Genomic DNA, 16,836 nt, shown 5'->3' with positions numbered 1-16,836 from the left:
CCGTGTCGCGAAAAGAGAAGATAGTAAAACAAATCAAAACAGTCAAGCCTTATTTGCATTTTTTCAACAATTCTGAAAAAATGGCTTCAAATGCCGCCCTGAAGGCCCTTACGCAGGCGCAAGGCGCGCAGCACGAGTACCAGCCCGCAACATGCGAGCGCACACATCCAGAGGGGCATGCCGCCGTAAAGCAGGGCCACAAGGGCAAGCATAACGCCCAGAGCCGCTGCAGTGGCGTAGCTGTCTTCCTCTACCAGCCGGGCGGTGTCCCCCAGGGCGACATCCCGCACAAGCCCCCCGGCCAGTGCCGCCAATACCCCGAGCACAAGGCAGCCCACGACACCCAGGCCGAAAACAGCGCCGCGCACACCCCCTACACCGGCCGCCAGCCCCAGGCCCATACTGTCCAGCCAGTAAAAAGCCCGCCACGCATGCCCCAGACGCGCAGCCAGAGTTCCGGCCACCGCGCCGGCCACTGCCGCAGCCAGATAATCCCCCCTGTTCAGCGCCAGGACAGGATGCCCCAGCAGGGCATCACGCAAAAGCGGCGCGGCCAGTCCAGCCAGACAGGCCAGAACCGCCGCGCCACTGAAGTGTGCTCCGCCGTTGCGCGCCCGGCAGGATGCGGCGGCGGCCAGCATAAAGCTGGCCGCCAGATCAAATACATATAGAAGAGGGTCTTGCATCATAGCCGTAGATCCGGCCCGGCCCCGCGCCGCCCCGCCTACTTGGCAAGGCCTACGGCACGCCGCTCACGGATGACCGTTACGCGGATCTGTCCGGGATATGTCAGATTTTTTTCAATTTTTTCAGCTATATCCTTGCAAAGGACATAGGTTGTGTCATCATCGACCTGATCGGAGTTAACCATCACGCGGATTTCACGCCCGGCCTGGATAGCGTAAGCCTTGCTGACGCCATCAAAACTGGTGGCGATGCCCTCCAGGTCTTCCAGCCTCTTCACATAGTTTTCCAGCAGTTCCTTGCGTGCGCCGGGGCGTGCGCCGGAAATGGAGTCCGCAGCCTGCACCAGCACAGCCAGAGCCGTTGAAGGGCGCTGATCTTCGTGGTGGGCGGCGATGGCATGGATGATTTCCTGGCTTTCGTTATACTTTTTCGCCAGATCCGCCCCGATAAGGGCATGCGGCCCTTCAACCTCGTGGTCCACGGCCTTGCCGATGTCATGCAGCAACCCGGCACGCTTGGCTTTCTTCACGTCCATACCAAGCTCTGCCGCCATCATGCCACACAGGGCCGACACCTCAAGCGAATGCTGCAGCACATTTTGCGTAAAGGAAGTGCGGTAGCGCAACTGGCCGAGAAGGCGAACGATTTCAGGGTGTATGCCGTGCACGCCCGCATCGAAGGTGGCCTGCTCGCCCACTTCGCGCACCTGGGCATCCAGTTCCTGCTCGCACTTCTGAACAATGTCTTCAATGCGCGCGGGGTGGATGCGCCCGTCCTGAATAAGACGCTCCAGCGCCATCTTGGCGACCTGGCGGCGTAACGGGCTGTAGGCGGAAAGAATGACTGTCTCAGGGGTATCGTCAATAATGAGGTCCACGCCGGTGGCAGACTCGAGAGCGCGGATATTGCGCCCTTCACGGCCAATGATACGGCCTTTCATATCTTCGCTGGGCAGGGTGACGGCGGTGACGGTCTGCTCGTTCACATAGTCGCCCGCATAGCGCTGAATGACGTTACAGAGAATTTCTTTGGCTTTGCGGTCTGCGGTTTCGCGGGCTTCCATTTCGATCTGCCGGATCATCTTGGCCGATTCGTGCCGCGTCTTCGCCTCCACTTCCATAAAAAGCTGCACCTTGGCTTCTTCAGCAGTAAAACCCGAAATCTGCGCCAGGCGCTGCTCCTGCTCCTCAATGCGGGTTTGCAGGAACATTTCTGTTTCTGAAAGCTGCCGTTCCTTACGAGCCAGATCTTTTTCTGAAGCGAGCAGTTCGTGTTCCTTGGCTGTGGCTTTTTCAAGCTTTTCCTCAAGGCGCCCGCTCATTTCCTCAAGCTTGCGCTCGCGGGTCTTGACCTCGCGCTCGCGTTCCTTGAATTCATTTTCCAGCTCGCGTTTCTGGTTGAACAGGTCGTCCTGTCCCTGGAGCAAAATTTCTTTTTTCTGGGCCTGCGCTTCTTTGCGGGCCTCGGCCACAATGCGTTTGGCCAGGTCATCGGCGTCGCCGATACGCTTGGTTGTAGACCGTTTGCACACCACCGCGCCCAGTGCCGCCCCCAGCACCACAGACGCGAGCAGCGCCGCTATAACTAATGGGTCCATGAATCCAGCCTCTCTTTTATCAATACGGGACCGGCCCTGAACAGAGCCCGCCCGGCGAACACCGGCAGCCCGTTACGTGCCGCCGTAGCAATTTAGCCCAAAGGGCTGCTGAAACCCTGGCTGGATGCCGCAGGCGCGGCAACATGGATGGTGTTGCAAAAAAGAAGTGAAGACCCCAACGCGGAAGCCGGAACCCAAACTGCTCTGTTTATGAAAGCGGCTTTCCCCAGAGAGCCGTGTCATGCGTGCGGTACAGAACCTGGATAACCAGGTCGGGAGCCAGTATGTCCCCTTCAGGCGTCCCGGTCGTGGCCGGGCATGCACACTGAGGACAGAGACGACTCCCTTTAACATACTTGTCAGGTTAGCACCGAGGCATAAATCACGCGCCCCCCAGGGAAGCGCCCTCGGGATCTAAACAGATCCCTCTATCTTGGAAAGCATGGCAGTTACGCGATCTTGCACACCTGCCAGCTCTTTTTGCGATTGCAACAAATCATCCGCCAGTCCAAGGGCCATAAAGGTCAGCAGAATATCCTTGGTCTGCCCTCCATGGAACCTCAGCTTCTGGTCAGTAAACCGTTCTTCCACGAGCCTTACAGCTTCCTGCACGCGGTCCATATCTGCACCGGGCTTGAAGGCGATGCTCAGCCCAAGAACGGTAAGGTTGATAGCTTCCTGATTCACAAAAACCTACTCTACGCTGTCATGCTCCTGAATGTTGCGCAACACGGCGTCAATGCGTTTGAGCGCCTGGGCACGCAGCTGCTCTTCATTTTCAAGCGCTTCGCGCAGCCTGTGGTTTTCATCTTCCAGGGCGGCCTTTTCCTCCCCCAAAGCGGCAGACTCGGCGCTGACGCGCTCGTTTTCCGCCCGAAGGCGGTCAAGCCTGGCCAGAAGAGCCGCAACTTGCGTCTCAAGCTTTTCCAGAAGTTCCATGCCTGATAAATAGCACCGCACCAGACCCTTGGCAAGAATGGAAGAGGTAAAGTCGAAAAAAAACCGTGCCGCGCGATGCCTTGCGCAGCGGATAAGGCCCGTAACCTATACATATTTGACTGCGACAGCCCTGAAAAGGCGGAACCCACATGCCGGACAAGCCCTCGCCTGCCCGGCTCCAGTTCCTTTGTCGCCGCAGAAACGGCGCAGCCGAAAAACCGTGTGCCGTCCCGGCAGAAAACAAAGGATACGCGTCAGGATTTTCTGCGCGGCAAATTCTTCTGTTTTTCACGGGCAATGCCCAGTTCTCCGGCGGGCACGTCGCGGGTGATGACCGATCCGGCCCCCACAAGGGCCTCGTCACCCACACTCACCGGAGCCACCAGGGCGGTATTACTGCCAATAAAGGCGCGCCGGCCTATCTGCGTGAGATGTTTGTTTTTTCCATCATAGTTGCAGGTGATGGTTCCCGCGCCGATATTGCTGCCCGCACCGATCTCGGCATCGCCAAGGTAACTCAGATGATTGGCCTTGGCCCCTTGCCCCAGGCGCGTCTTTTTCAGCTCCACAAAATTTCCTACATGGGACTGCGCCTCAAGAACGGCTCCGGGGCGCAGCCGCGCGTACGGCCCGACCAGCGCGCCTTCACCCACTTCCGCCCCTTCAAGGTGCGAAAATGAATGTACCCGCGCTCCGCTGCTGACGACACTGTCACGCAGCACACAGTGCGAGGCTATGGAGGCGCCGCGCAAAATCCGCGAACGGCCGTAAATTTCGCAAGGGCCGGTGATTTCTACCCCGGCTTCCACATGGGCCAGAGGCCCCACGCGGACGCTTCCCGCGGCATGGATGATAACGCCCGCAGCAAGCAGGTCATGAACACGGCGCTCGCGCAGGGTTTCTTCCATCCGTTCCAGTTCCAGAGGAGAGTTCACTCCCATGAGTCCGTCGTCGCGCCCGCAACGCACACCCTGCACGTCATATTTTTCCGCCACAGCCAGGCCTATCAGGTCAGTGATATAATACTCGCCGCTTTTATTGGCATTGCCCAGGCGGGGCAGCAGGCTTTCCACGGCATCCAGCGCACAATAGTACATGCCCGCGTTGACCTCGCCGGTGGGCGGGCCGTAAAGAGCCGGATCATAATCCTTGGCCTCGACAATGGCACGCACGTCATCCCCTTCCCGCACCACGCGGCCATAAGCACCGGGGCTGTCAAGATCAATGGTGGCAAAGGCGAGGTCTGCACCCACGGCCTCGGCCAGAAACTGCCGCACAAGGCCCTCTGAAAGCAGGGGCGCATCGCCGTTGACGATCAGCAGGTGGGTGTATCCCGCCTTGGTAAGTGCCGGCAGGGCCTGCATGAGCGCATGTCCTGTGCCGAGTTGCTGCTCCTGAAGAACACAGGGAACTTCCGGAAAGGCCGCCCTGACCATCTCTGCCCGATGCCCGGCTACAAGCCACACATCTTCAGCAAAAACAGGGCGCAAAGCCTCAAGCACACAGGCCAGCATAGGCTCGCCCAGCAGTGTTTGCAAAACCTTGGGCTTGTCGGAATGCATGCGGGTCCCCTTGCCCGCCGCCAGAATAAGAGCCGCGTTCTTCGGCATCAGTATCTCCTTCATCTCCGCGCAAAAGCGGAAGAACTTCACGCAATGCAATAGCCTCTTGCCTGAAAAACGGCAAGGCAAAGCCATGCCGGATCCCTTCAGGACATTTACATAGTATGAGGAACGCTGTCCTCTGCCAGGGCGCAACAGGCTGCCTCACGAAGTATCCGGCCGTGCACGGTCCGCAGTCTGTTTTGCTGCCGTCATAGCCCACGGGCAGCCCTTTATTTGAAAAGATCTTTAATCAGCGCGCCTGAGGCCCAAAGGATTTGAAAGACACAGCCGGGCATAATGTTTTGCCGCCCGGGCTTCCAGCGTCTGCGGCGCGAGCTGTCCAATTTCGGGAAAAAGGTGTCTCAGTATCATGACCGCCCTGACAGCCTCGGGTGCAAGCCGTTCTTCCATGGGCAGGGCCAGAAGCAGGCACTTCGCAACATAGTACGAACGAATACGGAGCAACTGCGCGTCCGTCTCGCCGCGCCCCCCCCTGACCATTGATGCGACATGGCGCACGGCCTGCACAAAGAGATCCTGCATCTTGTCTGACATATTTTTGTTGAAGGCCATAACTTCGGTAGAAAACAGGCAAGCTGCGGCGTGGGCCAGCCAGCCGCCGAGCTTGTCCGAGGGATAGGCGGGCAGATCGGCGAGCATGCCGTGTACCTTGATATGCATGAGGGCGTCATGAAAAAACATGCGCTCGGCATTATGCGTCATGTTGTCGCCGTGTTTTCTGTAGATGACAAGCCCCAGGGGGTTCACTCCTACCCTGGCCCCCAGACCGTGGCAGCGCAGCCAGAAGTCATGATCTTCGCAGGACTTGAGCGCCGTATCAAAAAATCCCGCCCGGCGCACAAGGCCCATGCGCGTCAGGTGGCAATGCACCGGAGCCAGGTTGGCATGGCAAGAATGCACGTCCCAATGGCTGCTGACCAGAGGCCACATGTGCAGCACACCAGCCCCTTCCTTCTTTTCCACACAGCGGCAGATAACCATGTCCAGATCAGGATTTTCCGCAAAAACCTGCACCTGGCCTGCCAGAAGATGCTCCGCATACAGGTCGTCCGCGTCGAGAAAAGCCGCGTAATCTCCTCGCGCTGCCCGCAAACCGGTATTGCGTGCAGCGGCAAGGCCTTGGTTTTTCTGACGGATATAAACAACGCCCCCCCCCAGGGTTCCGGCAACTTCAGGTGTGTTGTCAGTGGAACCATCATCGACCACAATGACTTCCACATCAAGGCCGTCAGTGCGCTGCGAGAGGGCGCTTGCCACGGCTTCGGGCAGCAGCGGGCCATAATTGTAGGAAGGAATGATGACAGAAACCAGCGGCGCTGCGGACATGTTTTTCCCTGAGGCAGAAGGTGCATGAAACCCTGCGGACGGCCCCTCTCTTCACAAAAGAAGCCGCCGCAACGAATGGCATATAAAATGTCTGAACGGCCTGCGGAAAGTGCACAATAAAAAGATTCAGCCCACTACGGGCATGTCCACAAAAAGCTCTTCCCGAGCCGCTGGTACGGCATGGTGCAGAACAGATCGCAGCGGTACGGCAAAAAAGCTGCTGTACCCGCTCCTGGAGCATTTCACACTTGAAATGCTCCACAAGGATTTGTCTCCAAATCCTTGTGGCCAAATGATTACAGCACGGCTTTGCCGACCGTTAAGCAATCATTTGAAGCGATAATTGTTCTAGTCCTGCCAGATAAACGTAAAGACCTGCTCCACTTCGGGGTGCAGCGTCAGATGCACGGGGCAGGAAGCCGTGCAGCGCTCTATGCTGGCTTTTTCTCTGGCAGAATATGCGCGCGGCGGCATCTTGAAGATAACTTCAATCTTGCCGATACGGCGCGGATCTGCGCTCATGGCCTTGGTGATTTCCACTTCCGTACCGGTTACATCCACACCGTGATTTTTGCCATAAATACCGATAATCGTCATGGCGCAGGCCCCAAGGGCCGTGGCGCAAAGGTCTGTGGGCGAAAAGGCTTCGCCTTTGCCCTGGTTGTCGCTGGGGGCATCGGTGATAATCTTGGTGCCGCTCTGGTTGTGTACGCATTCCACGCGCAGGTCACCGAGATATTTGGCGCTGACAGTAGACATGTGGCCTCCTTGTTCTTCCGCCGTGCGGTCCTGCCTGCCGGTCCGGCAGACGGGTAGCGCGCAGGCGGGCGTGATTTCAGAAAACCTGATGCTCCCGCAGAATGTTGCAGGCAATGGCAAGCAGCGTCAAGCCTCCCGCCAGTTCCGCCCATCCGTTGAGAGCACAAAGATTGGCCAGTGTCTTGCCGAGATACACGCCACAAGCCGTGATCACCGCGCAAACAATGCCGATGATGGCCGCATCCGCCCAGATGGGCGTACCAAGAATAGCCAGGGAAAGGCCCACGGCCAGAGCATCGATGCTGGTAGCCACCCCAAGCACCACAAGGTTGCGCCCGGCGGTGGGATCGACCGAAGGGCAGGCGCAGGATTCACGGTTCCTGAGCGCCCGCAGGCCCGAAAGAGCCATCTTGCCGCCAATCCAGCCCAGCAGCACAAAAGCAATCCAATGATCCCACGCTTCCATATACTCCCGCACAGACACGCCCAGCCACCATCCGATAACCGGCATGGCAAACTGAAAAAAACCAAAGGCGGCAGAAAGGCGCACATAATGGCAAACCTTGGGCTTTTGCAGGGCGCAACCAGAGACCACGGCCACGGCAAAAGCGTCCATCGACAGGGCTATGGCCAGCAGAAAGACGGCGAAAATCGTCATAAAGATACATCTCGTGCGCGGGCAGGCGCCCGGCTGGTTATGGTTTGCGGGTCGGGCCACTATAGATCATGCCTTTGCACTGTACAAGCAACCAGCCCGGCAATGAAAAACGCTCGCCGCAGTCCGTATGCCCGGCAACCCCGAACAGCCCGGAACCTCCAATATACGTGCAGGAAAGGGCGCCGGCACTGCCGGACAAACCACGAAAGCCCGCACGCACATCTTGCTAGCGAGCCTCGCACAGGCTACAAGACGGCATGCAAAATATACCTGAATGGCTTTTTTACTGGCAATGGGCTTCCGGCATTTTGAGTATAGGCATGAACGCCGCAGCCGCCCTGCCTGTCATCCTGGCTCTGACCCTGCTGGCCGGAAGGCGGGGCAATGCGCGGCTGTGCATTGCCGGGACGCGCCGCCTCACACGCCTGGCCCTGGGATTGGGCCTGCTCGGCCCCCTGCTCACCGCCGCCAACCTGGCGGGGACGATCCTCAGCTTCGGCGGCTCCGGCAGCCACATCAGCGGTCTGGCCCTGTGGGACGATGCGGTACTGCCCTATACCGCCACTGTACTGGCCTGGATTGCCGGCCTGTGCTGCCTCTGGCTTGTTACATGGATGGACAGGCGCAGCCCCCTCATCACCGGCCTGCCCGCCGACAATTCAGGTGCGAGCCTCGGCGGCGGCAGCGGCAAGGGGCGTTCAGCCCGCAAGGGTCGCAGATCGCCGCTTCCCGCAGAAAGTGAAGCGGCGAACGACCGGCTTGATGCCGATGCCATGCGCAGCAGACTTTTTTTGTATCTTCTGGCCATTGTCTGTTTTTTTGCGGCCCATGCCCTGCCCAACTGGTCTTTTTCCGGACCACCGCAGGGGATGGACTGGGGCCGCATGGCTTCAGCCGTGCTCGGCACTGCCACCCACGACTATTTTACAAATTTTGCCCCGGCGGGAGCCATGGCCCTGCTGGCGCTCTCGCTGGCCCGTCGCGAACTTTCCGGCTCTTCCGCCGCCATGCCGGCAAACAACGCTTTTCCTGCCTCCGACCTTGAAAAGGCCGCCCGATGGGCCGCCCTGTGGGCCATGATCGGCTACGTGCCCCGCTGCATTGACCGCTGGGGCCTGTTTATCGGGCTTTCCTTCAGCGGGCAGGCACTGCCCGACTGGCTCATGCCCCAGATCACGGGCCTTGTGCCCCTGACCCTGGCAGTGGCCTGCTGGGCCATCCTGTTCACCCTGCGGTCCCGAGTGCAGTTTCTGTGGCTCAACTGGCTGGCACTGGCCCTGCTGGTCATACGGCAGAGCCTGCCGTTCATCACCACCCTGCTGCACAGCGCGGCCTGAGGCGCGCAAAAAACACGCCGTCTCCGGCTGCACGGACCATAACGCCAAGACAAAGCGAGGCCAGTATGCGTTTTACCCATTTTTTCCTGCTGCTTCTGATCTGCGCCCTGAGTATGGGCAGTGCCGCCCATGCCGGGCAGCCTGCCCCTGACGTGAACGGAGCGGAGGTCAGGGATTTCACCCGCTTCAGCGCAGCCCTGCCCGCCGGATGGGACGGAGAGGAACGCACGGGCTTTCATTCTGGTAAGGCCGAAGAGTGCATGCTGATTCTGGGCGTCAAGGATCAGGCCGGGGAAAACTACCAGGGGCTTGTCAGCATTTTTGTGCTGCCCAACGACAAGCAGGCCACAAGCGAAAGCTTTGCCCGTGAGCTGACGCGCTTTCAGGCCGATGCCACCGAGCCGGCGCAAGAAGGCCGTTTCTGGGTATTTACAGGCGAACCGCGCAGTCAGGCGTTCAAAGCCCCGGCCCTGACAAAGGTTCATGCCACGCCCGAAATGGTACTCATTGCCATCATCCAGGACCCGGAAGGCCTGGGCGGTCAGGCTGTTTTTGAAAGCCTGCGAGGCCTCACGCCCCAGACCCGCCAACTTCTCGGCAAATAGCCTGCCCTTGTAGGGCATTTCACACTTGAAATACGTTACAAGGACTTGTCTCCAAATCCTTGTAGCCAAATGATTGCAGGGCGGCTTTGCCGACCGTTAAGCAATCATGTGAAGCGTTAATTGCTCTGATGCTCCGCCCGTCGGGCGCAACAGCAGCCTCCCGCGTTTTGTCAGGCAGGAGGCTGTTTTTGCATCCGGCGCCTCAAGGGCTGGCGACTGCGCGGGCTTGACTCCCGCCGTTAAATTACTTAGTAGTCAGCACCAACAGTCACCTTTAACCGAAAAAAGGACCGTGATGGACAGCGTGCCGAGTAATACGGAATATCCCAGTAGTCGCTGGGCAAACATGATAACCAGGTTGCCTGTGGCAACAGGTCTCGGTCTGTAACGGATCCTTCCCGCTCGCCGTCGCCTGTTCCGGGCATCGGAGGCGAGCCATGAAACTCTCTCTCTTTTTCTGCGTCATGCTGGCAGTAATTTTTTTCGCCGGCAGCTTTATACTGACACTGACCGTATCCTCCAGAAATCTGGGCCTCTTTACCGCGGAATCCGTGGCGTCTCGCGTTACGTCCGCCAAAATCCGCCATATGGAATCCGGACGCTGACAAGACCGGGTTTTATATCTCCATACACACGCGCACACAGCGCATAGCCGTGCTGTTTTTCAGACAGCCGCAGACAAAGGAGTTTTCCAACAATGGACCATCCCCCTAGTCGACCCGCAGCGTCTTTTTCAACAAACCTCGCAGCGGGTGTGGTACTTCCAACTTTCTTACCTCTGCGCCCGCATACAGCGGCATAGCCTGATTTTATACCGCGGGCATGCCGTGCCGTCTGCCGGGAGCAGGAGGAGACATGCCCATGTTTTTCACTTTTTCTAACAAGAACCAGTCTGTGCGGCCCCATAAGGGCCAATGGGCCGCCCGGTCCACAGAGCAGAACATTGATGCACTTTTCGCAAAATTCGGCAGCGGGCAATACGGTCTGACCGAAAACGACGCCCTCAGCCGTCTGGAGGCCGAAGGCCGCAACGAAGTTGCCCGTGAACGCGTCCCCAATCCTCTGGTGCAGTTGCTCCGGGCTTTCAACAATCCGTTCATCTACGTCTTGCTCATCATAAGCGCCGTCAGCTTTTACAGCGATTACTGGCTTCCTCTCCAGACCGGAGAAGAAACCGATGGCACGGGCGTAACCATCATTGTGACCATGGTGCTGATCAGCGGCATCATGCGTTTCTGGCAGGAATTCCGGTCTAACAAGGCTGCCCAGGCCCTGCAGGCCATGGTGCACACCACCGCTACGGTTACCCGCCGCAACGCGCAAAATGAGCCGGAAACCAGAGATATCCCGCTGGACGAACTGGTCAGGGGCGATGTGGTGCGCCTTTCTGCCGGCGACATGATACCCGCCGACATACGTCTGCTTGATTCCCGCGATCTTTTCGTAAGCCAGGCTGTGCTGACCGGCGAATCCCTGCCTGTGGAAAAATACGACACCCTGTCTGCCGTGGCGGAAAAATGCGCGCATGCCGAAGGCGCATCCGGCCAGGCGCTTGATTCGCGCAACATGTGCTTTATGGGAACCAACGTGGTCAGCGGCACGGCCACGGCCCTTGTGGTTGCCACCGGCGCGCGCACCTACTTTGGCTCCCTGGCGAAAAACATTGTGGGCAGCCGCGCCCAGACGGCCTTTGATAAAGGAGTCAACAGCGTAAGCTGGCTGCTTATCCGTTTCATGCTCCTTATGGTTCCGGTTGTTTTTCTTATCAACGGCTTCACCAAGGGAGACTGGAGCGATGCCTTCATGTTCGCTCTGGCCATCGCCGTGGGCCTGACCCCGGAAATGCTGCCGATGATCGTCAGCGCCAACCTTGCCAAAGGCGCTGTAGCCATGTCGCGCCGTAAGGTTGTAGTAAAACGGTTGAATGCCATTCAGAACTTCGGGGCAATGGACATCCTGTGCACCGACAAAACCGGCACCCTTACCCAGGACAAGATCATCCTTGAGCGGCACGTCAACCCGCTGGGCTTTATGGATGACTCTGTGCTGGAGCTTGCATGGCTCAACAGCTTTCACCAGAGCGGCATGAAAAACCTTATGGACAGGGCCATTGTCCACTACGGAGACACGGCGGAAAACGGCCTGCCCAAGCACCTGCGCAAGGTGGACGAACTGCCTTTCGACTTTGTACGCCGCCGCCTTTCCGTGATTGTGGCAGAGTCCGACACGGAACACCTGCTGGTATGCAAGGGAGCCGTTGAGGAAATGCTCTCCATAGCCTCCAGTGTATACGTGCAGGGCAAGGTTGTGGCAATGGATGAACAATGGCGTGAACGGCTCATGGATCTGACGCGCTCGTACAACCGCGACGGCTTCCGGGTGCTGGCCCTCGGCACAAAGGTTTTCAGGGGCAGCGAAGTCCGCGAACAGTACACCACGGCGGCAGAAGGCAATCTTGCCATCAGGGGCTTTCTTACTTTTCTTGATCCGCCCAAAGACAGTGCAGGCCCGGCTATTGCCGCGCTGCGCGAGCACGGCGTGACAGTCAAGGTACTTACGGGTGACACGCCTGTCATCACTGCCAAAATCTGCCATGACGTAGGGCTGGAACCGGGAACCGTCCTGATCGGAAACGATGTGGACGCCATGAGCGATACCGAGCTGCTGGCGGCCTGCGACAGCCATGACGTGTTCGCCAAGCTCACGCCCATGCAGAAATCGCGCATCATCAAGACGCTGCAACAAGGCGGGCATACCGTGGGCTTTCTTGGCGACGGCATCAACGATGCCCCCGGCCTGCGCGACGCCGACGTGGGCATTTCCGTAGATACGGCCGCTGACATCGCCAAGGAATCCGCAGATATCATTCTGCTGGAAAAAAGCCTTATGGTTCTTGAGCAAGGGGTAATCAAAGGCAGGGAAACATTTGGCAACATCATGAAATACCTGAATATGACCGCAAGCTCCAACTTCGGCAACGTATTCTCGGTATTGGTGGCCAGCGCCTTTATCCCCTTTTTGCCCATGCTGCCCGTACAGTTGCTGCTCCAGAACCTGATGTACGACTTTTCGCAACTTTCCCTGCCGTGGGACACGGTAGACAAGGAGTTTCTGCAAAAGCCGCGTAAATGGGATGCGAAAAATATCGGCCGCTTCATGGTCTGGATCGGCCCCACGTCTTCGATCTTTGACATTACCACCTATGCGCTCATGTGGTTTGTCTTCGGCGCGGCCAGTGTTGAGATGCAGTCTCTCTTCCAGTCCGGCTGGTTTGTCGAGGGGCTTCTTTCCCAGACGCTGGTAGTACACATGCTCCGCACCAGAAAAATCCCCTTTGTGCAGAGCACAGCGGCCCTGCCCGTGCTGCTGCTGACAGGGGCCGTCATGGCACTCGGCATCTATATTCCCTTTTCTCCGCTAGGCGGGCTGGTGGGCCTGCAGCCGCTGCCCTGGAGCTACTTCCCCTGGCTGGTTGCCACCCTGCTTTGCTATTGCTGCGTGGCTCAGGGCATGAAGGTGATCTACATGCGCAGGTTCGGCCGCTGGTACTAGGGTGCTGATTGCCAGGAATTCCTACGGAACAGGGGGCTGACAGGACACTTTTGCTATGGGCAGGGCGGGTTCACCCGGCCTGTCAAAGACTTCTGCCCAGACAAGAAAAACGCGTAAGGACCCCACACGGAGTCCTTACGCGTTTTCACCTTGTATGGCGGAAAAGTATCTGACCTGTTCAGGCCGGCTTTGCGCCGTTGCCGTAGTTACTCCTGCTCAAGCTCATGCTTGAGCCAAGACCTGACCGCCGGAGTAGGAGCGCTGATGCCGCGCCACTCGCCGTGTTCCTTGCGAAAATCATCCATCAGGTTCTTGGGCAGCGGCAGACTTATGAGATCGTCGGCCCTTTCTGAATTGCGGCGTACCAGACGGACCATGGGCGGGCTTTGCCAGCTGTCCACCACAAAATAGTGAGCCACGTCATCCTTGGAACGAACCGGAGGATACTCCGAATGCCAGTCGTTATTACCCCATTCAAGATACATCGTGACGGCGTGCTCGGGGGTCAGGTTCCAGTCTATATCGTAAAGTGCGAAGTCCTTTAGTTGCGACATGGTGTCCTCCTCATTGGCTTTATTTAACAATAATCATTCTTGACATGACTGGCAAGAGGTACTCGCAAAAAAACTTACCCTGCCGTCACAATGTAAAAAGTGACTGGAGGCACAAATCCTCCCCTCGGCGACAAGAAACATCAAAAAAATAAATTCCAGCGCACAGAGCCATAAATTCTGATTTCTTATAACAGATTGCCGAAGATAGGATTGTCTACTAATAAAACACATGCTATCTCTAACGCAACACTAACCAGATGCGGAATCCCGTGGAGGAAATCATGGCAAAAACCATTCGTCAGGTCACATTTGAACTTTTACGCCAGCTGGGCATTACCACAATCTTTGGCAACCCCGGCTCAACTGAAGAAACATTTTTGAAAGATTTTCCTAAAGATTTCAGATATATTCAGACTCTTCAAGAAGCTTCAGCCGTGGGCGCCGCCGACGGCTATGCCCAGGCAACACGCAAGCCCGCACTGGTAAACGTGCACACTTCTGCCGGTCTTTGCAATGCCATGAGCAATATTCTTACTGCCAGCATGAACAAGACGCCTCTCATTATTACAGCTGGCAACCAGACGCGCGAAATGCTCCTTATGGAGCCGTGGCTCACCAACGTGGAGCCTGCCGAACTGCCCAAGCCCTGGGTCAAGTGGAGCTACGAACCTGTACGCGCCGAAGATGTGCCTGCCGCCTTCATGCGAGCCTATGCCATGGCCATGCAGCCCCCGACCGGGCCTGTTTTCCTCTCCATTCCGCTTGATGACTGGGACAAGCCTGCACTGGGCGAACCCGTGGCACGCAGCCTTGCCGGCCGCGTTGGGCCGGACCCCAAACGCCTGGCCGAATTTGCCGACCTGCTCTCCAAGGCCAAAAATCCCGCTCTCATCTACGGCGCGGCCATTGCCAGGGGAGACGGCTGGAAACAGGCCGTGGCCCTGGCTGAAAAACTCAATGCCAAGGTATGGGCCGCCCCCGCCTCGGAGCGCCCGCCCTTCCCCGAAACCCATCCGCTGTACGCTGGCGGCCTGCCCTTTGCCATCGGGCCGCTAGCCAAAAAGCTTGAAGGGCACGATGTGGCCATTGTGATCGGCGCGCCCGTATTCCGTTATTATCCGTATGTTGAGGGCCAGTATATTCCTGACGGTCTGCGCCTGCTGCATATTTCCGATGACCCCGCAGAAACGGGCCGCGCGCCGGTGGGCGACAGCATGCTGTGCGATGCGGTGCTGGCCCTGGAAGCGCTGGAAACGCTGGTGCAGGCGCGCTCTGCCACATGCGAAGTCTGCAGGCAGCCCCATTGTATGGCTCCTCATGCAGCCGCTCCTGCTGCGGCCCCCGGCAAGGTGATGACCGCCCTGGAACTTTTCAAGACGCTGCGCGAATGCACACCCGCTGAAGCTGTGCTGGTGGAAGAATCTCCCTCCAACCTGGGCGAACTGCATACGGCATGGCCGGTGGAACGTCCTGACTCTTTCTATACTTTTGCCAGCGGCAGCCTGGGCTGGAACCTGCCCGCCAGCGTGGGCATCGCCCTTGCCGAGCGCGACAGCGGGCGCAACCGCCCGGTAGTCGCCATTATCGGCGACGGCTCCATGCAGTATTCTGTTCAGGGACTGTGGACAGCGGCACAGCAGGGACTGCCCATCCTTTTTGTCATACCGAGAAACGGCGAATACGCCATTCTGAAGTCTTTTGCCGTTCTGGAAGAAACCCCCGGCGTCCCGGGCCTTGACCTGCCGGGCCTTGATACGGTTGCCATCGCCAAGGGCTACGGTTGCGAAGCCATACGCGTTGAAACCGTCGACGAAGTGCGCAAGGTTTGCGCCGAAGCTTTCAAACGCTCCGGCCCCACCCTTATAGAAGTGCCCATCGTCCCCACCATCCCGCCCCTGCTTTAGGCCAGAACCAAACACCATACCCGGATCCCGGCGGGTCCGGGTATGGCTAAAAGGAACCGTCCATGCTCGAAACAATAATCATGGCCCTGCTGCCCATTGTCGTGACCCTGCTGCTGGGCCTTCTGGCCGGATGGCGGCACGACTTCAGCCAGGACCAGGCCTCTGTGCTCAATCGCATGGTCATGCTTTATGCCCTGCCCATGCTCCTCTTTGCAGGGATTCTCGGCACGCCGCTTGAAGAAGTGCTCAAAAATGCGCAGGTCTTCCTGTGGATCGCCATCGGCATGGCCGGAGGCTTTGTGCTTGTTTTTCTGATTTCCCGCTTTGTCTTCCGGTCTGATGTAAAGCTCGCGGCCTTGCGCGGCCTGGCTATCGCCGGCCCTGCCGTGCCTTTTGTGGGAACTCCGGTTCTGGGCATGCTTTTTCCCGTGGAGGCCGATCTCGCCATCGCCGCGGGCAGCATCCTCATGAATCTTGTTCAGGTGCCGCTGGCCCTCGTTTTTCTTGTAGGCGGGAGCGACAGCGATTCTTCCGGGCAGAAAAAAAATCCGGCGGCCATTGTATTCGGCAGTATTGCCAATGCGGTCAAGCAGCCTGTGGTATGGGCGCCGGTGCTGGCGTTTGTACTGCTGCTGGCCGGACTGGACATGCCCAAAGTACTTAAAGGCTCATTTCTGCTGCTGGGGCAGGCCACGGGCGGTGTCGCCCTGTTTGCCGTGGGCGCGGTGCTTTTTGCCCAGAAGGTAAGCGTGTCCCTGCCGGTAATCGTCAATGTCATCTGCAAGAACATCCTGCTGCCCGGCCTTATCCTTCTGGTCATGATATGGCTGGCGGTTCCCGGTGCGGAACGCGGGCTGGTCGCTGTAACCCTGGCTATTCCCACTGCCTCCATTGCCGTTATTTTTGCCGTGGAATATAAGTCCGGCGAACAGGAAATGGCCTCTACCCTGTTCTGGAGCACCATACTCTCCGTAATAACAATGGGCGGATTCATCTGGCTGACCTAGAACAATTACCACTTCAAATGATTGCTTAACGGTCGGCAAAGCCGCCCTACAATTATTTGGCGACAAGGAGTTGGAGACAGATCCTTGTCGCGCACTTCAAGTATGAAATGCGCGACAGCGTTTCCAGCTTCCTGGCACGGCCGTCACGCGTCCGTCTGTTGACGCGACGCTCAAGGCCGGACAGAACGGAAATACACTGAATGAGCATATAAAAACCGCCCTGCAGTTTTGCAGGGCGGTTTTTTATATGCTCACAGCGCCTGGCCATTTTGCCCGGACAAGCAGA

15 protein-coding genes and 1 other RNA gene are annotated in these 16,836 nt (G+C 58.1%); 6 read left to right on the top strand and 10 right to left on the bottom strand.

All coding sequences use genetic code 11. From position 1 onward, the window contains the following. Window positions 1–86 precede the first annotated feature (86 nt). The 9 genes from ACZ495_RS01940 to ACZ495_RS01900 all read right to left on the bottom strand — a co-directional run bounded on the left by ACZ495_RS01940 (window position 87) and on the right by ACZ495_RS01900 (window position 7,591). The gene (locus ACZ495_RS01940; protein ID WP_296985809.1) at window positions 87–689 is read right to left on the bottom strand and encodes a TRIC cation channel family protein; all 603 of its coding nucleotides are present in this window, start codon (window positions 687–689) and stop codon (window positions 87–89) included. A gap of 35 nt (window positions 690–724) precedes the next feature. Next, window positions 725–2,284: a ribonuclease Y gene (gene rny, locus ACZ495_RS01935; protein ID WP_012625315.1), complete on the bottom strand. Its 1,560-nt coding sequence runs from the start codon at window positions 2,282–2,284 to the stop codon at window positions 725–727. A gap of 219 nt (window positions 2,285–2,503) precedes the next feature. Continuing rightward, window positions 2,504–2,687, bottom strand: a non-coding RNA gene (ssrS, locus tag ACZ495_RS01930) — 6S RNA. An 11-nt stretch (window positions 2,688–2,698) separates the two neighbouring features. Continuing rightward, window positions 2,699–2,971, bottom strand: coding sequence for a cell division protein ZapA (locus tag ACZ495_RS01925; RefSeq protein ID WP_012625316.1), 273 nt, complete (start codon window positions 2,969–2,971; stop codon window positions 2,699–2,701). Window positions 2,972–2,977: 6 nt separating this feature from the next. Continuing rightward, window positions 2,978–3,223, bottom strand: coding sequence for a cell division protein ZapB (locus ACZ495_RS01920; RefSeq protein ID WP_012625317.1), 246 nt, complete (start codon window positions 3,221–3,223; stop codon window positions 2,978–2,980). Window positions 3,224–3,477: 254 nt separating this feature from the next. Then, window positions 3,478–4,836 (bottom strand): bifunctional UDP-N-acetylglucosamine diphosphorylase/glucosamine-1-phosphate N-acetyltransferase GlmU, encoded by a 1,359-nt coding sequence (glmU, locus tag ACZ495_RS01915; RefSeq protein ID WP_464262881.1) that lies wholly within the window; start codon window positions 4,834–4,836, stop codon window positions 3,478–3,480. A 237-nt stretch (window positions 4,837–5,073) separates the two neighbouring features. Then, a complete protein-coding gene (locus ACZ495_RS01910) occupies window positions 5,074–6,174 on the bottom strand; it encodes a glycosyltransferase family 2 protein (RefSeq protein ID WP_464262530.1) in 1,101 nt (366 codons plus the stop codon). A 348-nt stretch (window positions 6,175–6,522) separates the two neighbouring features. After that, window positions 6,523–6,933 (bottom strand): OsmC family protein, encoded by a 411-nt coding sequence (locus tag ACZ495_RS01905; protein WP_072311927.1) that lies wholly within the window; start codon window positions 6,931–6,933, stop codon window positions 6,523–6,525. A gap of 76 nt (window positions 6,934–7,009) precedes the next feature. After that, window positions 7,010–7,591: a manganese efflux pump MntP gene (locus ACZ495_RS01900; RefSeq protein WP_012625321.1), complete on the bottom strand. Its 582-nt coding sequence runs from the start codon at window positions 7,589–7,591 to the stop codon at window positions 7,010–7,012. A 257-nt stretch (window positions 7,592–7,848) separates the two neighbouring features. On the opposite strand from ACZ495_RS01900, the gene ACZ495_RS01895 reads away from it, so the two are divergent. From ACZ495_RS01895 to mgtA, 4 genes are all read left to right on the top strand, one after another. Then, a complete protein-coding gene (locus tag ACZ495_RS01895) occupies window positions 7,849–8,928 on the top strand; it encodes a spidroin-2 (RefSeq protein WP_394027265.1) in 1,080 nt (359 codons plus the stop codon). Window positions 8,929–8,993: 65 nt separating this feature from the next. Next, the gene (locus ACZ495_RS01890; RefSeq protein WP_394027264.1) at window positions 8,994–9,533 is read left to right on the top strand and encodes a protoporphyrinogen oxidase; all 540 of its coding nucleotides are present in this window, start codon (window positions 8,994–8,996) and stop codon (window positions 9,531–9,533) included. A gap of 437 nt (window positions 9,534–9,970) precedes the next feature. Then, window positions 9,971–10,138: a hypothetical protein gene (locus ACZ495_RS01885; RefSeq protein WP_012625324.1), complete on the top strand. Its 168-nt coding sequence runs from the start codon at window positions 9,971–9,973 to the stop codon at window positions 10,136–10,138. A 250-nt stretch (window positions 10,139–10,388) separates the two neighbouring features. Further along, a complete protein-coding gene (gene mgtA / locus ACZ495_RS01880; RefSeq protein ID WP_464262529.1) occupies window positions 10,389–13,085 on the top strand; it encodes a magnesium-translocating P-type ATPase in 2,697 nt (898 codons plus the stop codon). A gap of 206 nt (window positions 13,086–13,291) precedes the next feature. Here mgtA and ACZ495_RS01875 read toward each other — a convergent pair whose 3' ends face one another. Next, window positions 13,292–13,639 carry a DVU0772 family protein gene (locus ACZ495_RS01875; RefSeq protein WP_012625326.1) on the bottom strand — a complete coding sequence of 116 codons (348 nt, stop codon included), beginning with the start codon at window positions 13,637–13,639 and terminating at the stop codon, window positions 13,292–13,294. A gap of 281 nt (window positions 13,640–13,920) precedes the next feature. Between ACZ495_RS01875 and mdlC the strand changes: the two genes are divergently transcribed. Together mdlC and ACZ495_RS01865 are read left to right on the top strand one after the other, a co-directional pair. Further along, on the top strand, window positions 13,921–15,543 hold the full coding sequence (gene mdlC, locus ACZ495_RS01870) for a benzoylformate decarboxylase (protein WP_296985831.1): 1,623 nt from the start codon (window positions 13,921–13,923) through the stop codon (window positions 15,541–15,543). Window positions 15,544–15,605: 62 nt separating this feature from the next. Continuing rightward, on the top strand, window positions 15,606–16,550 hold the full coding sequence (locus tag ACZ495_RS01865) for an AEC family transporter (RefSeq protein WP_072311931.1): 945 nt from the start codon (window positions 15,606–15,608) through the stop codon (window positions 16,548–16,550). Window positions 16,551–16,836: the final 286 nt, after the last annotated feature.

It is taken from the genome of Desulfovibrio sp. GTC20076, from assembly GCF_055385905.1.
Note: the sequence above shows the minus strand (reverse complement) of the source record. Positions and strands in the feature narration are given on the sequence as shown.